Annotated in this window: 13 protein-coding genes; 7 read left to right on the top strand and 6 right to left on the bottom strand. The window is 40.9% G+C overall.

Annotated features, from left to right (window positions below):
- Positions 1-3 precede the first annotated feature (3 nt).
- Both pdsS and ACRWQN_RS09540 read left to right on the top strand, forming a co-directional pair.
- Positions 4-2,229 carry a proteobacterial dedicated sortase system histidine kinase gene (gene pdsS / locus ACRWQN_RS09545; RefSeq protein WP_434940573.1) on the top strand — a complete coding sequence of 742 codons (2,226 nt, stop codon included), beginning with the start codon at positions 4-6 and terminating at the stop codon, positions 2,227-2,229.
- Between the two features lie 102 nt (positions 2,230-2,331).
- Entirely contained in the window at positions 2,332-3,522 is a 1,191-nt protein-coding gene (locus tag ACRWQN_RS09540; protein WP_434940631.1) for a cystathionine beta-lyase, read from the top strand.
- A 92-nt stretch (positions 3,523-3,614) separates the two neighbouring features.
- On the opposite strand, the gene ACRWQN_RS09535 is transcribed toward ACRWQN_RS09540, so the two are convergent.
- From ACRWQN_RS09535 to topA, 4 genes are all read right to left on the bottom strand, one after another.
- The gene (locus ACRWQN_RS09535; protein ID WP_434929931.1) at positions 3,615-4,094 is read right to left on the bottom strand and encodes a CreA family protein; all 480 of its coding nucleotides are present in this window, start codon (positions 4,092-4,094) and stop codon (positions 3,615-3,617) included.
- Positions 4,094-5,491 (bottom strand): molecular chaperone, encoded by a 1,398-nt coding sequence (gene yegD, locus ACRWQN_RS09530; protein ID WP_434940572.1) that lies wholly within the window; start codon positions 5,489-5,491, stop codon positions 4,094-4,096. Before yegD ends, ACRWQN_RS09535 begins: the two co-directional genes overlap by 1 nt.
- A 337-nt stretch (positions 5,492-5,828) precedes the next feature.
- Complete coding sequence (locus tag ACRWQN_RS09525; protein WP_434940571.1) at positions 5,829-6,542, bottom strand: substrate-binding periplasmic protein; 714 nt, start codon at positions 6,540-6,542, stop codon at positions 5,829-5,831.
- A gap of 150 nt (positions 6,543-6,692) precedes the next feature.
- Positions 6,693-9,338 (bottom strand): type I DNA topoisomerase, encoded by a 2,646-nt coding sequence (gene topA / locus ACRWQN_RS09520; protein WP_434940570.1) that lies wholly within the window; start codon positions 9,336-9,338, stop codon positions 6,693-6,695.
- A 358-nt stretch (positions 9,339-9,696) separates the two neighbouring features.
- On the opposite strand from topA, the gene astB reads away from it, so the two are divergent.
- The gene (gene astB / locus ACRWQN_RS09515; protein WP_434940569.1) at positions 9,697-11,031 is read left to right on the top strand and encodes an N-succinylarginine dihydrolase; all 1,335 of its coding nucleotides are present in this window, start codon (positions 9,697-9,699) and stop codon (positions 11,029-11,031) included.
- A 169-nt stretch (positions 11,032-11,200) separates the two neighbouring features.
- Here astB and ACRWQN_RS09510 read toward each other — a convergent pair whose 3' ends face one another.
- Positions 11,201-13,672 (bottom strand): hypothetical protein, encoded by a 2,472-nt coding sequence (locus ACRWQN_RS09510; RefSeq protein ID WP_434940568.1) that lies wholly within the window; start codon positions 13,670-13,672, stop codon positions 11,201-11,203.
- A 224-nt stretch (positions 13,673-13,896) separates the two neighbouring features.
- Here ACRWQN_RS09510 and ACRWQN_RS09505 point away from each other — a divergent pair, with 224 nt between their 5' ends.
- From ACRWQN_RS09505 to ACRWQN_RS09490, 4 genes are all read left to right on the top strand, one after another.
- Positions 13,897-15,225 (top strand): dicarboxylate/amino acid:cation symporter, encoded by a 1,329-nt coding sequence (locus tag ACRWQN_RS09505; protein ID WP_434940567.1) that lies wholly within the window; start codon positions 13,897-13,899, stop codon positions 15,223-15,225.
- Between the two features lie 126 nt (positions 15,226-15,351).
- The gene (locus ACRWQN_RS09500; protein WP_434940566.1) at positions 15,352-16,023 is read left to right on the top strand and encodes a LysE family transporter; all 672 of its coding nucleotides are present in this window, start codon (positions 15,352-15,354) and stop codon (positions 16,021-16,023) included.
- 72 nt (positions 16,024-16,095) lie between these two features.
- Entirely contained in the window at positions 16,096-16,770 is a 675-nt protein-coding gene (locus ACRWQN_RS09495; RefSeq protein WP_434940565.1) for a response regulator, read from the top strand.
- Positions 16,761-18,113 (top strand): ATP-binding protein, encoded by a 1,353-nt coding sequence (locus tag ACRWQN_RS09490; RefSeq protein ID WP_434940564.1) that lies wholly within the window; start codon positions 16,761-16,763, stop codon positions 18,111-18,113. Before ACRWQN_RS09495 ends, ACRWQN_RS09490 begins: the two co-directional genes overlap by 10 nt.
- A gap of 22 nt (positions 18,114-18,135) precedes the next feature.
- Here the strand turns inward: ACRWQN_RS09490 and ACRWQN_RS09485 are convergent, their stop codons facing one another.
- The gene (locus ACRWQN_RS09485) at positions 18,136-18,849 is read right to left on the bottom strand and encodes a 2OG-Fe(II) oxygenase (protein WP_434940563.1); all 714 of its coding nucleotides are present in this window, start codon (positions 18,847-18,849) and stop codon (positions 18,136-18,138) included.
- Positions 18,850-18,906 lie beyond the last annotated feature (57 nt).

The raw sequence follows: 18,906 nt of genomic DNA, 5'->3' as shown, positions 1-18,906 counted from the left end.
AAGATGTTCAATATGTATTTGCCATTAGGCCTAAGGGCTAAAGTGATTATACTGTCACTATTTTTACTCTGCCTACCTTGGCTTGGGTATGAATATGTATGGGAAATGGAAAAGTACTTGCGCCATGGACAAGAGAAAACCTTAGAAGGTACCACTCAAGCGTTGGCAACAGCACTTCATGAACGCCCTAAACTGTTTGATAATCAAGCCAGCTTTTTAACCCAAGTCCAAAAGGGCCGCGACTTGTATGCTTATCCATTATCGGGCCCAATTCAACTTGACGGAAAGTTAGAAGACTGGCAATTGTACAGTCACCGTAAGTTATATTATGGAAAAGAACACATTGTTTATCAAAAAAATGCACAACAAGACATAGACCTTAACTTTACCCATATGGTGGGTAAATATGCTGGTTATCTTTATGGCTTTTTTGAGGTTAATGACTCCCAAGTTATTTATCGCAGTAAAAATAGCTTAAGGGTCGACAGGAACGATCACTTAGTGATTGCTACGCTTGCGCCCGATAATTTATTTAGGCGCTATGTCATTGCCAATACCAAGGATGGCTGGTTAAGCGCTTATCAGTTACCTCAAGATCCAACACAATCAATGCCGGTCATCCCTGAGAATCGTATTCAAGGCCAATGGCAGAAAACCCCTAATGGATACAATATTGAGTTTCGTATTCCGTTAGACATGATTGGCAGTAAACTCGGATTCGCTATTCATAATGTGGATGACAATGAGACGCGCAATTTAATTAATATTGTCGGCACTTCAGCCACCAACTCGGTAGCAGAATTAGGCACAGTTCTGGTGCCTTCGCCTGAAATAGAAAGTATTGTTAAAGGTATGGGCCACAACAGCTCACGCATTTGGGTGGTCGATAATCATGGCAGAGTGTTAGCGCGTTCAGGTGATATTCGCACATCAAGTAATACCTGGGATGCTGATTTAGATGACGCCCAGACTGAAAGCTCTTGGGCACACTTCCATAAACAATACTTATTACCCTTATATTATAAAATTCTCACTAGACCGCCACAGGACTTTATCGATTCATTACAGGACTCAACTGAATTAAGTGGTAGCCATATTGAAAATGCCCTAGTAGGTAAACAGGCTTCAACCTGGCGATTAACCCCAGACAGTAAAGCGGTCGTATTAGCGGCTGCGAGCCCTATTTGGATTGATGACAAGGTGATGGGGGCTGTTATAGCCGAAGAAACTACTCACGGTATCCGTAGCTTGCGTAATCGGGCACTGGAAAAGCTATTTAACGTTATTCTTACGATTATGAGCATGGGTACATTAGCATTATTCATTTTTGCATCGAGCATCTCTAGTCGTATTCGCCGCTTACGAGATCAGGCGGAATTAGCTATAGACAGCCAGGGACGTGTCAGAAATCAAATCACTCCGTCAAGAAATCGAGATGAAATAGGTGATTTATCACGAAGCTTTGCCAATATTGTCGGCAGACTCGGTCAATATACTCACTATTTAGAAAACATGTCATCGCGGCTATCACATGAACTTCGTACCCCTGTTGCAGTTGTTCGAAGCTCTTTAGAGCACCTCAGCAATCAAAACCTAGATCAAGCAAGTCAAAAATATGTCAATAGGGCGCAGGATGGTGTCAATCGATTACATCTGATTTTAAATAACTTAACTGAGGCAACTAATCTCGAAGCCAGCTTATCACATGCTGAACGCAGCACATTTCCCTTAAAAAAGGTTATCGGTGGCTGTATGCAAGGTTATCAGATGACCTACCCAGAGCAGCGTTTTAACGTATTTATTGAAGATAAACTTATGTTGTGTAATGGCGTTCCAGAATACATTGCCCAATTAATGGATAAACTCATTAGTAATGCCATTGAATTTAGCCAGCCAGATAGTGCTATTAGTGTCAGCTTAAATCAATATCATAAACAGGCGATTCTAAAAATAACTAATATCGGACCAAAATTACCTGAAAACATGAGCGAGCAGATTTTTGAATCTATGGTGTCAATAAGGCCACAAATTCCCACCAACAAACCCCATCTTGGTTTAGGCTTGTATATTGCAAGATTAGTAACTGATTTTCACCATGGCACCATTAAAGCGAGCAATGTCAGCTGTGTAATAGAAGATGACATTAACAAAACGACACTTCAAGCGGATGAGATACATCAAAGTGGCGTTGAGTTTTGTTTAACATTACCCATAGTGGAAACGACATAAGCCATTTTGCCTATGTAGCCGATATTATCTATCTCTCGCCTCTTTCATTTAGCCGTATAGATGTTAGGATGGCTAAATAGGTTTTTAGTGGATGAATTAATAATGAATAAACACGGTAAACAAGCAACCCAAATAGTCAGTTTAGGTCGAGATAAAAAATACACTAAAGGCATTATTAATCCGCCGGTATTTAGAGCATCTACAGTGGTGTTTGACACCATGGATGACATGCGTTTTGCCATTAAAAATAAGACCAATGGCGAGTTATTCTATGGTCGTCGTGGTACGCCAACCCATTTTGCCTTTCAAGAAGCCATTGCAGAACTTGAAGGCGGCTTTGGCACGGCGTTATATCCATCCGGTGCAGGAGCGATTAGTGCGGCACTATTATCATTTTTAAAAAGTGGCGATCACTTATTAATGGTCGACACCGCCTATGAACCCACACGTGATTTATGCGACAAAATGCTCGCCGGATTTGGCATCGAAACGAGCTATTATGATCCTATGATTGGTGCAGGCATACGTGATCTCATTCGCCCAAATACTAAGGTACTCTTCCTTGAGTCGCCAGGGTCGATCACCATGGAAGTACAAGATGTGCCGACGCTGAGTCGCATCGCCCATGAACATAATATCGTTGTGATGCTGGATAATACTTGGGCTTCACCGATTAATTCTAGACCATTCGAAATGGGTGTGGATATCTCTATTCAAGCGGCGACTAAATACATTGTCGGTCATTCAGATGTGATGATGGGTACCGCAACGGCAAACGAGGTTCACTGGCCACAATTACGTGAAAACAGCTATTTAATGGGACAAACAACTTCGCCAGATGATGTATTTTTAGCGGCCAGAGGGTTACGTACCCTAGGAGTCCGTATGGCCCAGCACCATAAAAATGGACTTGAAGTCGCCAATTGGTTAGCAAAGCGTCCCGAGGTTGACCATGTCAGACATCCTGCTTTTGAAACATGCCCAGGTCATGAATTCTTTAAGCGTGACTTTACCAGCGCGAATGGCTTATTTTCATTTGTTTTAAAAGATGGCGATCTTAGAAGCATTACCGCTTTTGTCGAAAACATGCAGCATTTTAAAATGGGCTTTTCGTGGGGCGGCTTTGAAAGCTTAATTTTGGGTGTTTTCGGTATTGATAAAATAAGATCTGCAACCCAATGGGATAGCAGTAAGCCACTTATTCGTTTACATATCGGCTTGGAGGACTCAGAGGATTTAATTGCCGATCTTGAACGTGCTTTTGAACGTTACAATCAGGCTATCGCTAAGTAACCACTGCTCGAGATAATAAACGCTTATAAAATAGGCCGCACAAATATTGATATTGGTGCGGCCTATTTTGTCATTCTACATAAGTGTGGACACTAATTTTGACTATCAACCTTCAATGCATTCCATGCCTGCGTTCCATAAAGCGGCACAGTTGATAAAGCATGCTTATGGCTGCCGTTAGTTTCTTTAGTGGAATAAGATAAATACAATAAAGTTTGATTTTCTTTATCCAAAATACGTCTCACTTTTAAGCTTTTAAATAAAATACTTAACGACTCTTTAAAGACCACTTCACCGCCTTTACTGGTATCTATGTCTGCTAAATCATTTGCTGAAATAGGTCCAGTTTGACGACAACTAATGCTCATATCTGAAGGGTCGGCAAAATCTAAATCTGCTTTAATGCGACTAATATGACAAGTCACTCCTGGTATTTTAGGGTCATGTTTTGCATCAATAATCACATCTTTAGTGGTAAATAATCCTAAACTGACCTTACCGACATCGTCACTGCAGCTCATCATTAATCCACTGAGTGCGACTAAAGCGACTAATTTCACGTTAATATTCATTAAGCTTCCTTAAAATATTGTTGCGCCATACGAGTTAACCCTGCGGTAACAGAACCAAAGTGATCCCCCACCACCACTTGTGCTTGAGGATACACTTTAGCAATTTGTTTGTATATTGCAGGGCTTCTTGCCGTACCGCCAGTAATATAAACAATATCAGGGCTTTCTAACGCCTTACCCTGATCATCAAGACTATTCATAGCCTGGCGCATTAATTGACTGACTTTATCCAGTGACGGCGCAATGGCTTGCTCAAATAGCTCGACACTGACGTCGATAGTTAACTGTTTTTCCACAAATGACAATTCAGCTTTATGAACGGGTGAATCGGTTAACGCCACTTTAGCGATCTCCGCTTGGCGCACAACCTGAAAACTCATCTGATTTTTTTGAATGGTCAATAAACGCTGCAGTAATTCAGGTTGCTCGGCACCATTGATCAAGGTTTCGATTAATCTCTTGCTGGATAAATGATAGAAATCACGCTGGGCGCTAATATCATTCACGGCAACGGCATTCCAAAATAAATTTGAAGGTATAGGCTTACCATCTAACATAGCACTGCCACTGCCAAAACTTGGCATAAAGCCTTGCATAGCAAGCGCAATATCAAGGTCATTACCGCCGATACGCTGTCCGCTGTGCCCCAAACAGTCTTGATCTCGCTGTATGTTACTCATTAATTCAGGGCCCATTTTTACTAACGAGCAATCTGTAGTACCACCACCAACGCCGACAACTAATACATTGGCAGGTTTGTTAAGGGTTGATTCAAAATCCATTCCAGCGGCAAGCGGCTCAAATAGAAAACCCACCGAGGTAAAACCGGCTCTTTTAGCCGCTAAGGTTAAAATGGCCTCAGCTTGTTGATTACTTTGTTCGCCGCCAATACCTTGAAAGTTAACTGGGCGGCCAATCATGGCATGGGTAGCCGTATTTAAGCCTTTAGCAGTTAACTGTTGATCTATACGTTGTTTAACGTGTTGCATCATCAAGGTAACAATATCTTCAAACAAAGCCACTTGTTCAGCTCTCAGTCCTGTAGCCCCCAGAAAAGACTTGGGTGAACGGACATAAAAACCTTCCTCAGGCATTTCAAGATAAGCATCAATAGCGGCCTGACCGACAAACACTGTAGGTTCATCAATCAATAAATCGAGTTCATGTCGAATTATTTTCGCCCGCATTAATTGTGAACTGCGTAAATGAGAAAATTCAGCTTTCAAGGCTTCAGGCAAACCATTATAAACAGCCTCAGCTATCAGCTCACGATCCATGGCATAGAGCGTAGAGGGTAAATAATTAGAATTTTCACTAAGGGGTATTAACTCTATTTTCTCATTGATCCAAGCACCAATTGAACAATTAGCACTGCCATAATCGAAACCCACTATCATGAATAAACTCGCTTAAAAAAATCAAACGAACAAACTACCACATTCACACCGAAAATGGATATTTTTTAGTTTGAAGATAGATTGAGTGGTGGATTTTAAAACATTAACAGGATCTAAATATAACGAGGAAGGAAGACTGGCGTAAGTCGATAACATTGTATCTATCTAGGTAGGCAAATATCGCTCTTGGCATTTGTGCTGATAACCAAGGTGAGTTAAGCGCCAACTAAATAGCCATAAACAAAATATTCCACTGCAAACAATAATAATACTGTTTACTAGAAAGTTAAGTTGCGGGATAACATGACTTAACCGCTGAACAATCAATTGATGATAATTAGTTTGGCTGAGGAAGCAGTAATTGATATTGCTCTTTACATGCTTGATTAATATAGACGCCAACTTGAGCCTCTAAAATGGGCGTGTTGGAGAATTGAAAGTCTTGGCTATTTATTTCAGGGTGATTAAATAAGTAATCAGGGAATTGGTTAGAAAAAACTAAGTCCACTCGCTTATGTTTAAGCATTTTAAACCCCTGTTCAACCGATTCAATAGGCACCATATTAAGGCCGGCATTAATAAATTGCCGATGAAAATCCCCTTCTCGTTTGTAGCGCATAATGGCTAAACTTTTTCCTTTCAGCTCAGATAAGTCATCCCAAGAAAATGGCGTATTCTCCTTCAGACGAAATAAACCTAACACAACTTTCTGTTGGCTCAACGGCACAAAATAAGCTTGTTGAGACTCAGGAGGCGGAAAAAAGCTCAAACACCAACGGCCAGATTGAACTTGCAGCTGCGCTCTGGCCGGAGGTAAAAATAATGGTTTGACCTTAAAATCATAATGGCCGGAAATAAGTTGGCTTAATAATGAAAAGTTAATGCCATGGTCGTCGACATCCATGGTGGTGAAAGGTGGATAATCAACCGCAATGACCTCATGTTCACCGATACTTTGAGCAATGTTAACTTCATCATTAACAACCGTGTTTTGCGCCATTACTTGTAGGCTGACAGACAACACCAAAGAACCTAGTATACTTTGTAACATCACTTAAACCTTACTGATAAACGCCGAACAACCAGCATAGCTTAGTTGAATATAGCCATTTTTCATAGCTAGCGCATAAATTCATAAATACTTAACAAACAAAAACGCCATCATAATGATGGCGTTTGTAAACTAAACAATATTAAACAACTACTTTTTAGCTTTTTTCTTAGGTGACTTTGTCGACTCACTCACCCACTTGCCGCCAATAAACTTAGCAGACCAACCAGTTGCTTTACCGTCAACGTCGGTAGCAACATATTGCTCTTTCGTTTTACGGCTAAATCTGACAGAGGCTTTGTTGCCGTCATCATCTTCAACTGGGGCATCGGCTAAAAAGGCGTACTTGTCCCATAATAACTCACGATATTGCACCAGCTCTTCAACAAGCGGCGCACGGGTTTCACGGGATTTAGGGAAGGTACTTGCCGCTAAAAATATTCCAGCAGCGCCATCACGTAACACAAAGTGCGCATCAGACTTAGTACATTTAAGTTCCGGTAAGAAGATAGGATCTTCTTTTGGAGGCGCAGCTTCACCACTTCTTAACAGTTTACGGGTATTTTTACATTCGGTATTGGTACAACCAAAATATTTACCAAAACGGCCATTTTTAAGTTCCATATCATGACTGCAACGATCACATTCAATCAAAGGACCTTCATAGCCTTTTATTTTAAACTGACCTTTTTCAATCTCGTAACCATCACAGCTTGGGTTATTACCACAAACATGCAGTTTACGTGATTCGTCAATTAAATAGCTGTCCATTGCGGTGCCACACTTACCACAACGGTGCTTGGCACGAAGCGCATCGGTTTCAGCATCTTCATTATCACTAATGGCTTCATCGCCAGGTGTTAAGTTGACCGTTGTCTTACAGCGCTCTTTGGGCGGTAAAGCATAGCCACTACAACCTAAGAATACGCCTGTAGACCCAGTGCGAATACCCATTTTACGTTGGCAGGTTGGACACTCAATATCAGTCAAAACCGGATCATTTAGGCGCATACCGCCTTCATCCGGATCCATTTCTGCCATCAATAATTGCTTAGTAAAATCACCATAGAAACCATCAAGCACTTTTTTCCAATCTAGCTTGCCCTGAGCAACATCATCAAGGGTTTGTTCCATACTGGCGGTAAAGTCATAGCTCATTAAATCTTTAAAGCTTTCAACTAAACGTTCACTGACAATTTCGCCCATTTTTTCTGCGAAGAAACGGCGATTATCTACTCGCACATAACCACGGTCTTGAATAGTTGAAATAATAGTCGCGTAAGTTGAAGGTCGACCAATACCACGCTTCTCTAACTCTTTGACTAATGATGCTTCACCGTAACGAGCAGGTGGTTTAGTAAAGTGTTGTTTGGGTAAAAGTTGATCAAGCGTCAGTACATCACCCACTTCCACTATGGGCAATGTGCTAGTGTCTTCGTTTTTCTTACTCATTGGTGGTTGCACACGAGTCCAGCCGTCAAAGCGTAATGTACGACCACTGGCTTTTAATTCGTAATCACCGGCAACCACAGTCAAACGTGTTGCATCATATTGAGCAGGAGTCATTTGACACGCCACAAATTGACGCCAAATTAATTCATAAAGACGTTGAGCATCACGCTCCATATCCGTCATCGACGCAGATTGGACATCCACATTTGAAGGACGAATAGCTTCATGCGCCTCTTGGGCACCTTCTTTGCTACCATAACGTATAGGATCTGCAGGTAAATACTTGGCACCAAACTCTTTACCAATCATCTCGCGTACATTTTCTACCGCTTCTTGGCTCAGGTTGGTTGAATCGGTACGCATATAAGTAATATGCCCCGCTTCATACAAACGCTGCGCCATCATCATGGTTTTTTTCACGCCATAACCCAAACGCGTGCTTGCCGCTTGTTGCAATGTAGACGTGATATAAGGTGCTGAAGGTTTGCTTGATGTAGCTTTGTCTTCGCGATTAGAAACCTTGTAAGAAGCTCCTTTTAACGCATCAACGGCAACTTTGGCTTGAGCTTCACTAATGGGTTCAAATGCTGCGGATTGAAATTTCAACACCTGCATTTTCAATTGTTCAGCTTTGCTGGTATTTAAGTCAGCATGGATGTCCCAAAACTCTTCAGGTACAAACGCTTTAATCTCACTTTCTCGCTCAACCACTAATCTCACGGCAACAGATTGCACTCGACCAGCAGATAATCCACGTGCGACTTTTTTCCACAACAGCGGCGATACCATAAAACCCACAACACGGTCGAGGAAACGACGTGCTTGTTGGGCATTAACCATATTAGTGTCTAATGTAGATGGCTTACTAAAAGCATCTTGAATTGCAGACTGAGTGATTTCATTAAATACCACTCGTTGATACCGTGAAGCATCACCACCGATAATTTCCTGTAAATGCCAGGCGATAGCTTCCCCTTCACGGTCCAAATCGGTTGCGAGATAGATTTGGTCAGCGGACTCTGCAAGTGCTTTTAATTCTTTTACTACCTTTTCTTTACCCGGTAATACGGCATATTTCGCTGCCCAGCCTTTTTCAGGGTTAATTCCCATACGGCCAACAAGTGCTTGTTTATCTCTAGCCTGCTTATATATAGCTTTGGCTTCAGGTGACATCTTACGGACTTCTGCAGCAGTTTTAGCTGGAGGAGTGCCATCAGACGTGGACGAAGTCGGTAAATCACGTATGTGACCTACACTCGACTTAACGATGAAATCTTTACCAAGATACTTATTAATTGTCTTGGCTTTAGCCGGCGATTCGACAATAACTAACGATTTACCCATAGTTTGATTTGCGCCAAATAGTCTCAGAAAATAACAAAATTGATTCCATATATAGAGTGTTGCGACAAGACTTTCAAGTAAATCTGCTTTTTATGTGCGTTTATGAGCAATTTTCCAGCCAAAAATAAAAAAAATGAAAAATAATATGCGTTTTTTAAAACTAATTTCTCAATAAAACACTTTTGAGAGCAACTTGAGTGCATTTTTAGTCAAAAAAGCCTAATTGAACAAAAACCAAACAGCTTGTTAACCCGCTTAGCTTGCGTATACTTGCGGTAATTTAGTTATTTCTTACATGCAAATTTAATGTTATTTCCATGTCGAAATCTTAATAACAATAATCAATGAAGGATTAGCCATGAAGCAATTTGAAGCAAATTTTGATGGATTAGTGGGACCAACTCATAACTACGCCGGTTTATCATTTGGTAATGTGGCATCATATTCTAATGCCGCACAAGCCTCTAATCCCAAAGCTGCAGCCAAACAAGGGCTATTAAAAGCTAAAGCTCTTGCAGATTTAGGCATGGTGCAAGGTGTGTTAGCTCCTCAAGAGCGCCCAGACCTTTATACACTGCGTAGAATTGGTTTTAGCGGAACTGATTCAGAAGTAATACAAAAAGCTGCTGAGCAAGCTCCTGCTTTGCTGAACGCTTGTTGCAGCGCCTCAAGTATGTGGACGGCCAATGCGGCAACGGTCTCACCTTCCGCCGATACCCGTGATGGTAAAGTGCACTTTACCCCGGCTAACCTGGTGGATAAATTACACCGAAGTATTGAACCACTAACCACAGGAAGCATATTAAAGGCGACATTTAATAACGATCGTCACTTCAAACATCATCTGCACTTGCCAGAACATGCTAACTTTGGTGATGAAGGTGCGGCTAATCACACTCGTTTATGCAGTGATTACGGTAAAGCGGGTGTGGAGCTATTCGTCTATGGCCAAAGTGCAACCAATCCCAATGCACCAAAACCAAATAAGTATCCTGCACGTCAAACATTAGAAGCATCACAAGCTGTTGCGCGTTTGCACCAACTTGAAGATGAAAGTTGTGTTTTCATCCAACAAAATCCAGATGTGATTGATCAAGGTGTATTTCACAACGATGTGATTTCAGTCGGCAACCAGAATGTGCTGTTTTACCATGAACAGGCATTTTTAAATACTGAGGCAAAATTTGCTGAAATTCGTCAAAAAATGAATTCAGAAGTACACTTTATTAAAGTGTCTACCGATCAAGTCTCTATTGATGATGCGGTTAAAAGCTACTTATTTAACACTCAAATTATCACCTTACCTAATGGTGAAATGGCGATTATTGCGCCGACTAACTGCCAAGAAAACCCTGCTGTATTCGCGTATTTAAATCAACTTGTTACCTTGGGCACTCCAATTACACAGGTCAAATACTTTGATGTAAAACAAAGTATGCAAAACGGCGGTGGACCGGCATGTCTTCGTCTTCGCGTGGCGATGAATGAGCTAGAGATTGAAGCGGTTAATCAACACACAATCATGAATGACAGCTTGTTTACACGTTTAAACTCTTGGGTTGATAAACATTACCGCGATAGCCTAACCGTTGCAGATTTAGCAGACCCACAATTGATCATTGAATCTCGCACTTCATTAGATGAATTAACCCAAATATTGAAACTGGGTAGTGTGTATCAGTTCCAGAAGTAATTTTTCTACTCGCCTTATCAAAATGGCCATCGTAATTAGCGATGGCCATTTTTTATTGCAAGGTAATTTTGAACATACACAAATGTAGATCGATTTATGCAAAATATCTTTTTCTCGAATAAATAAAAAAGGCGCTGTAAGCGCCCTTTTTATTTATAGTTAATCCATATTACAGAATGCTCACTCCGATTGAAACGACTTCAGTCACTAGGCCATTAGGTGTTTCAACCTCAACCAGGAATACACCAGAGTTAGGCTCATCTTCACCTTTAATCGTTACACCAAAGTCACGACCACCATTATAATTGCTGCTTGGCCACACATACTCACTTGCACTAACCACTGAACCCGCAGACGTTTTAAATCTTACAATAGAGCCTGCTGGCATTTGTTGGTTATGTAAGTCAGAGATAGTAAAGAATACCGAAGCTGACCCCTTACCAACGATAGTAATATTGCCACCAAGGTGTTGACCATCACGATCATCGATTAAAATTTGACTACGTTCCGTAGCGTATGCAGTACTGCCTGACATTACCATCACTAGGCTACGACGCACATAAAGTGATTTTGAGTTGTTCACACCATCAGCACAGCCTGCATGCGCAGAAGATGAACATAATACGCCGTTATACAATCCATCTTTAACATCAAACGTACCATTAGCATTAAAATCAACTAACTCTTCTAATGCTCCACCACTTTGTCCGCCAGCTTGTTGAGGATTGAATAGGGTATCTTCGTTGTAGTCATTAAACGCATCATTCAGATCAAACGGTTGCCCTGTTACATCAACACCATTTCTAAACTCAGTAAGTTCACTAGCATCGAATCGACCATTACCATTTAAATCAGGGAAAGACTCTTCACCAATAGCCGTGGCGGTAATGGTTGCACGCCCACCGTATTTTTGGCCGTAAATATTACCGTATACATTTAATGCAGCATCATAAGCTAAAGCTGAATTAGGGTTACGGAACATAGCGCCAGTACCATTAATTAACACTTCACCTTCTGGTCGCGGTAATTGACTGGTCCATTTTACAGAACATGCCCCTTTTACCGTTTGGCATGCATCTTCAATAGAGCCGCCTTCAGTGGTGAATGACACTGTTGTTCCATCAGGAACCGGGTTATTAAATGCATCGGCCATGCGTGCAGTTACAGTTACTTCCGTGCCGTCAATATCCCAACCTTCAGCATTAACAAACTCAGCAGAAAGTGAAAAACTGTCTTGATCTGGAATACCTGTAGACACAATTAACTGCTTTGATTGACTTGATATAGCTGGCACAGCACCATTTTCAACTTTTGCAGTCACACGTAATGATGTCGCCACAGTACCAGTATTCACAACCGTTTGAACAATGCCTAAATTGTTTGTTGTTGCTATAACAGGTGTAATAGCAACACCACCAACCGCAGTATTCAATGAAAATGATACCGATTGGTTGCTAACAGGATTACTATTTTTATCTAACACTCTAAATTTAACGGTTGAAGACTCAATACCACCGGTACCTAAAATGCTAATATTTTCAGGCACTGCTGATACAAATGAAATACTGCCGACATCTGCTTGTAATACATTAATAGTACCTACCGCAGATAAGCTTATGCCACCCGCATTAGCTGTGACGTTTATTTGATCTTCACCAACACAACCTTGTGCCAAATAAGTTGAAGTAGCAACACCATTACTTGAAGAAACAGGTGAGCTTAATTCTGCTTGAGCAGGATTTTTGGTCGCACAAGTCGATGAAAAATTCACATCAACAGGTTGATTAAAAGGTTGACCTAAGTCGTCTTGAATTCTTACCGTAATGGTTGCTGTACCGCCAGCAGACAAATTAGTAGTACTCACTTCCGCTTGGCCAGCAACAAATGTTGTACCAGAGCCGCTGCCCATAACAACATTAGTTGCACCAACAACCACAATAGTTTTGCCTACTTCGTTAGTGGGCAAGGTAGCACGCACTTCACCAGCACCTAATGAGCTGCCAGCATATATATCAACAGTCGCTTTACCTTCAGCATTTGTGACCGCTGTTTTTATTGGAAGATCTCCAATATCTGTATCAAAAGTCACAATAGTCGGCTTAGAAATACCAGTAACCGTAGCCGTTAATTTTCCTGGAGAAAGTGTACTAATGGTTTGAACTGTTGCACCAGCTGAGTTGGTCAATACAAGTGAAACTTGCGAACCACCACCAGCTTCACCGCCGTCACCGACCATAGTGATATTTACAGAAGCAGTTTCACCAGAAGTAATAGTTGCGGTAACAGTTGCACCTGTATTTACAGAAGCGGTATCAAGTTTGATTTTTGCAACACCATCGGCATTGGTAGACACTTGTCCCGTTGCCGGAGAAAAAGTACCGTAGCTGTCATCGTTTAATTCAAAACTGACTAAAGTACTAATGGGCTGACCTTTAGAGTCAGTAACCGTAGCGGTAATGTTTGCTGGTTCAGCGACAGACACTTGAGTATTATCAATAGATAATGCTACTGAAATAGTGACAGGGGATGTGCCACCGTCGCCACCACCACTACCGTCATCAGTAATGCCGCCACCGCCACCACAGGCGAAGAGTAAAAACGAACAAATTAACGTTATATAGACTTTAATTGCTGACCGCATTGTCAGGCTCCCTGTTACATTAAAATAATACTTATGATTTATAATAGTTACCTATTGGGTAATAATACACAAATATCTGATAACTATGCCACAACATGGTCGTTTTAATCGGTACATTTTGGTATAAACTTTAACTTTCATACCATTTCATAACTAAAGCTTTCCTGCTACGCTTTAGTCCATCAGCCAAACAATACTTAAAAAAATAATTGGAAGGAAAGATTGTGAGCAATAAAAAACAGCTCGGACTAACAAGTAAAATTTTAATCGGCATGGGTACAGGTATTATATTAGGCCTACTTTTAAGAAACCTCTTCCCCGACAGCTTATTTATTAAAGACTACATTACTGAAGGTTTATTGCACGTTTTAGGTGCTATTTTTATCTCCAGCTTAAAAATGCTTGTTGTTCCATTGGTGTTTGTGTCATTGGTGTGCGGTACTTGCTCATTAAGTGATCCCTCCAAACTTGGCCGATTAGGCGGAAAAACCATTTCGTTCTACCTATTCACGACCGCTATTGCGCTGACTATTTCTATCGTGGCTGCCATTTTAGTTCATCCCGGTAATGCCAGCTTAGTCAGTTCTACTATGGAATATACCGTAAAAGAAGCCCCAAGCTTGTCAGAAGTCATTATCAATATTGTGCCAGATAACCCTATTCAGGCGATGACTCAAGGTAACATGCTGCAAATCATCTTGTTTGCGGTCATCTTTGGTTTTGCGATATCGCATATTGGTGAGCGTGGTGAACGTGTTGCTCGCTTCTTTAACGACATCAACGAAGTGATCATGCGCGTTGTTACCTTGGTGATGCAGTTAGCACCCTATGGTGTTTTCGCTTTAATGGCAAAATTAAGCTTAACACTGGGAATGGAGACATTTGGCAGTGTGGTCAAATATTTCCTACTTGTTGTTGTGGTCCTACTCATTCAAGGATTAGTTGTATATCCCATTCTACTAAAAGTATTCTCTGGCTTAAGTCCACTGATGTTTTTACGTAAAATGAGAGATGTGCAGTTGTTTGCTTTTAGCACCGCAAGTTCAAACGCTACCTTACCAGTAACCATTGAAGCCTGTGAACATCGCATGGGAGTAGATAATAAAATTGCTTCATTTACATTGCCGTTAGGCGCCACCATTAATATGGATGGTACTGCGATAATGCAAGGTGTCGCGACAGTATTTATCGCCCAGGTCTTTGGCATAGAATTAAGCTTAACTGATTATGCCATGGTCGTTGTAACCGCAACGTTAGCGTCAATTGGTACAGCTGGAGTTCCTGGTGTTGGACTTATCATGCTTGCAATGGTGCTAAATCAAGTAGGCTTGCCAGTAGAAGGTATTGCATTAATCATTGGTGTAGACCGCTTGCTTGATATGATAAGAACTGCTGTTAATGTCACCGGTGATACGGTTGCCACTGTGATAATTGCAAAGTCTGAGGATGCATTCAATGAAGATATCTTTAATGACTCTCAAGCAGGTAAAGCAGCTACCAGTTTTGAAGAACAAGTATTGAATACCAAGGCAGCATCAAAAACCTCAGTATAATTGCATTATTAGCTCAATTTATTTTTCAACTATTTAAAGGCGCATTGATTGCGCCTTTTTTATTTTTCCTTTATAAATAACCTCAGATCGGGATAATAAACAAAATTTTATTTATCAGGAATTTAAATGGATTTCACCTTACTTGCTAGCTTGGCTGCTATTCATATTATCGCCTTAATCAGTCCAGGCCCTGACTTTGCCATTATCGTTAAAATGGCCAGTCAACAAAGTAGACAAGCAGCTGTCGCTTGTGCGCTCGGCATTGCCATCGCCATTTTAATTCATACATTATTATCATTATTGGGCATTAGTTTAATGATCCGCCAGTCACCTCTGGCCTATACCTTAGTGCAATGTATTGGGGTAAGTTATTTAGCCTGGATGGGATTTCAAGCGCTAAAGTCAGCGTTAAGTCGCTTTAAATCAATAGCAGGGTCAACCGAACAACCAACGCAAGCATCTGCTGCAGATAAACACAACACTGTCAGTTTCGGAATATTTAAAGGCTTTAAAATAGGATTGCTGACTAATTTACTCAATCCCAAAGCATTGATTTTCTTTATTACCTTATTCACAGTCTTGATCACACCAGAGGTAAATTTAATAACCAAAATTGCAGCAACCACGCTATTATTCTCTTTGTCACTTATCTGGTTTAGCTTATTAGCGTTGGTGTTATCTAAGCCACTCATTCAAGCCAAATTATTAAGTGTGAGTCACATTATTGATTTGCTAGTTGGTATTATTTTTATCGGTGTTTCGGCGACTATTGCTGTGAGTTTAATTAACGATTTTTAAAGTCTGCACTAAGCAATAAATAGTCAGAAAGTGAAGTACTTACACATTAGCATTTAGCATCAGGAGCTAACTATGCGAATTTTAGTGATTGAAGACGACCCTATTTTATCTCATCACTTAAATGTTCAATTGAGCGAACTGGGTAATCAGATCCAAATTGCCGCGACGGCTCAAGAAGGCTTTTATCAAGCGACTAATTACCCGATTGACATCGCTATTGTTGATTTAGGTTTGCCCGATCAGGACGGCATCAGTTTAATAAAGTCGATGAGAGACGCCAAAGTTACCGCTCCTATTCTGATCCTCACAGCCAGAATAAATTGGCAAGATAAAGTCGAAGGCCTCAATGCCGGTGCTGATGATTATTTAGTAAAACCCTTTCAAAAAGAAGAGTTAATTGCTCGGCTTGATGCATTGGTACGTCGCAGTGCAGGATTTGTAAAGTCGGTAATTAGCTGTGGCACACTGTCGGTGGATTTAGCCAGTAAACAAGTGTCTCTTAATGATTGTCATTTAGACATTACTGCGTTTGAATACCACATATTAGAATACCTGATGCGCCACAACCATGAAGTAGTTGGCAAACAGCGCTTATTAGATGTGGTTTATGCCGATAAAGAAGGCGACCCTAACACAATTGAAGTGATGGTAAGCCGTTTAAGAAAAAAGTTAGCTCACGGCGGTATCGAAGATGCCATCATGACAATACGTGGCCAAGGATATAAATTCAATTTACCATGCAACTAATGTTAAAACCGCAGAAACGTTTACTCACCAGGATGTTTGTGACCTCCTTAAGCATTATTGCCTTAGTGGGGTTTGGATTTGCCTGGCTAGTAACATTATTGAATGCCCAAAATCGTTATACTCAGATCACCGCCGACTATATTGCAGAGCTGCCAGTCATTGCCGCAGAATTTCGCGAAAACAATTTAGTCCCCATTACCGAAGCACAAGATAACGACAACATTGAAACCAGCTACATAATGGCCACCTGTAACGAGCAATATACCGGCTTATGGCGTTCTGAACTGGCTAAAGATTTATCCTTGACTAACATTTGTGAAAAATACAACCTCATCAAAGACGACTCGCAAGCCTACTTTCTTGAATTTGAAGGCTTGCACACATACCTAGTCTTTAAACTCAGCACCTTAATTGAGGGCAAGCAGTTCCATCTGTTAATACTTCAAGATGCTGAAGCCATGAAAAAAGAACTGCAAAAGTTTAATCGTCTCACTTATTTCAGGCTTGCTATTGTATTAGGTGCAGCATTTTTCTTACTGATTAGCGCCGCTTATTGGGGTATGTTGCCACTAAAGCAACTAAAACAAGAGTTACTCAAACTTAAGCAGGGCAAACAGCAAAATCTGTCGAATGACTATCCTGTCGAGTTACAAGAAATTACCCAATCATTAAACCAACTGCTGGATCAAAATCAGCAACGCCAAACTCGCTATCAAAATGCCATGAATGACTTAGCCCACAGTTTGAAAACTCGGCTAGCAGCCAGTATCGCGCTAATTGACGACACCTCTTTAAATTCGCAGGAAAAAGAGCGGCAAATCTTAACCCAAATAGAAGACATGGATCATTTGGTTAAGTACCAGTTAAAACGCGCCATGATGGGCAGACAAGGTTTGTTAAAAGAACACTCTGATATCAAGCCGATACTTGATCAGCTTGTATTAATGTTGTCAAAATTATATCAAAGGAAAAACATTAACTTCATTGTCCACTGCCCTAATGACTTAGCCTTTCCAGTCAGTAAAGGTGATTTAATGGAGCTGTGCGGCAATTTGATTGAGAACGCCGCTAAATTCTGCATTAGTACTATCGAAATTACAGCCCAGCAGCACGACGGCTTGCTGAGGTTACAAGTCGATGACGATGGCCCAGGTGTTGAAGAGGGCTACAAACAAAAAATCTTTCAACGGGGAGTTCGCGCCGATACACAACATAACGGCCAAGGCATCGGCTTAGCCGTTTGTTTTGAGCTTGTTAGCAGTTACGCTGGTACCTTTGAAATACAAACCAGTTATTTAGAGGGCGCTTCATTTATTATCGAATTACCGGTTACTAACCAATAAACCAAGTACCTGTTGATGACCGTTATGTTTTAGCTGAACTTGGCGCAACTGCGCCATACAAGTTTTCTGCACGATTAAACATAATCCATGATGTTGCGATAAATTTATCGCTACTCAAGGGGATATTACCGCGATGACTATGGGTAAAGCTTGCAGGTGCTATAACCATGGTTCCTTTTTGGGGTTTTATTTTTTGTTGTTGGTAATAAAACTCAGTTTCTCCGCCCTCTTCTACATCATTTAAATAGAACATATAAAGGACAACTCGATGTAAGGCTTCGTTGTGACCTTCCTGGGGGAATTGTTCTGAATGCCAATGGGGATAACCACCTTTCCCTTGCTGGTAGTGCTGGATATTAATCGTGCCACTACGGAATAAATAGCGCACAATTGCGTTAACTTTATCAGCACCTAATTTTTCAAAATTTTCCGGTTGCAGTGCCACCGGCTGGCCATTTTCATCATTTACGGAGACTGACACAGCTCCCATCAATGCTAATGCGTACTTTTTGAAGTAATCAACACTATTGGCCAGTGTTAACTGCAGTAATTCATTGCGTAACTCGGCTAAATCAGCGTGTTGATCTAACATAAGATCACGACTAAACTTTTTACTGAGATCAACGCCATTACCAGTAACGCCTTGGATCACACTAGGATGATGTTTTACCGCATCGATCAACTTATCACATAATTCATCACTAATCGCATTGGGGTATACTTCAATAAAGTCCATAATTCACTGCTTAATTTTTAAAGTTAATGTTAATATGCTGCATGTAACTTACCTATT

Origin of the sequence: Shewanella sp. HL-SH8 (genome assembly GCF_051165765.1) — a bacterium.
GTDB classification, from domain to species: domain Bacteria; phylum Pseudomonadota; class Gammaproteobacteria; order Enterobacterales; family Shewanellaceae; genus Shewanella; species Shewanella glacialimarina.
This window is presented reverse-complemented; position numbering and strand designations above follow the sequence as displayed.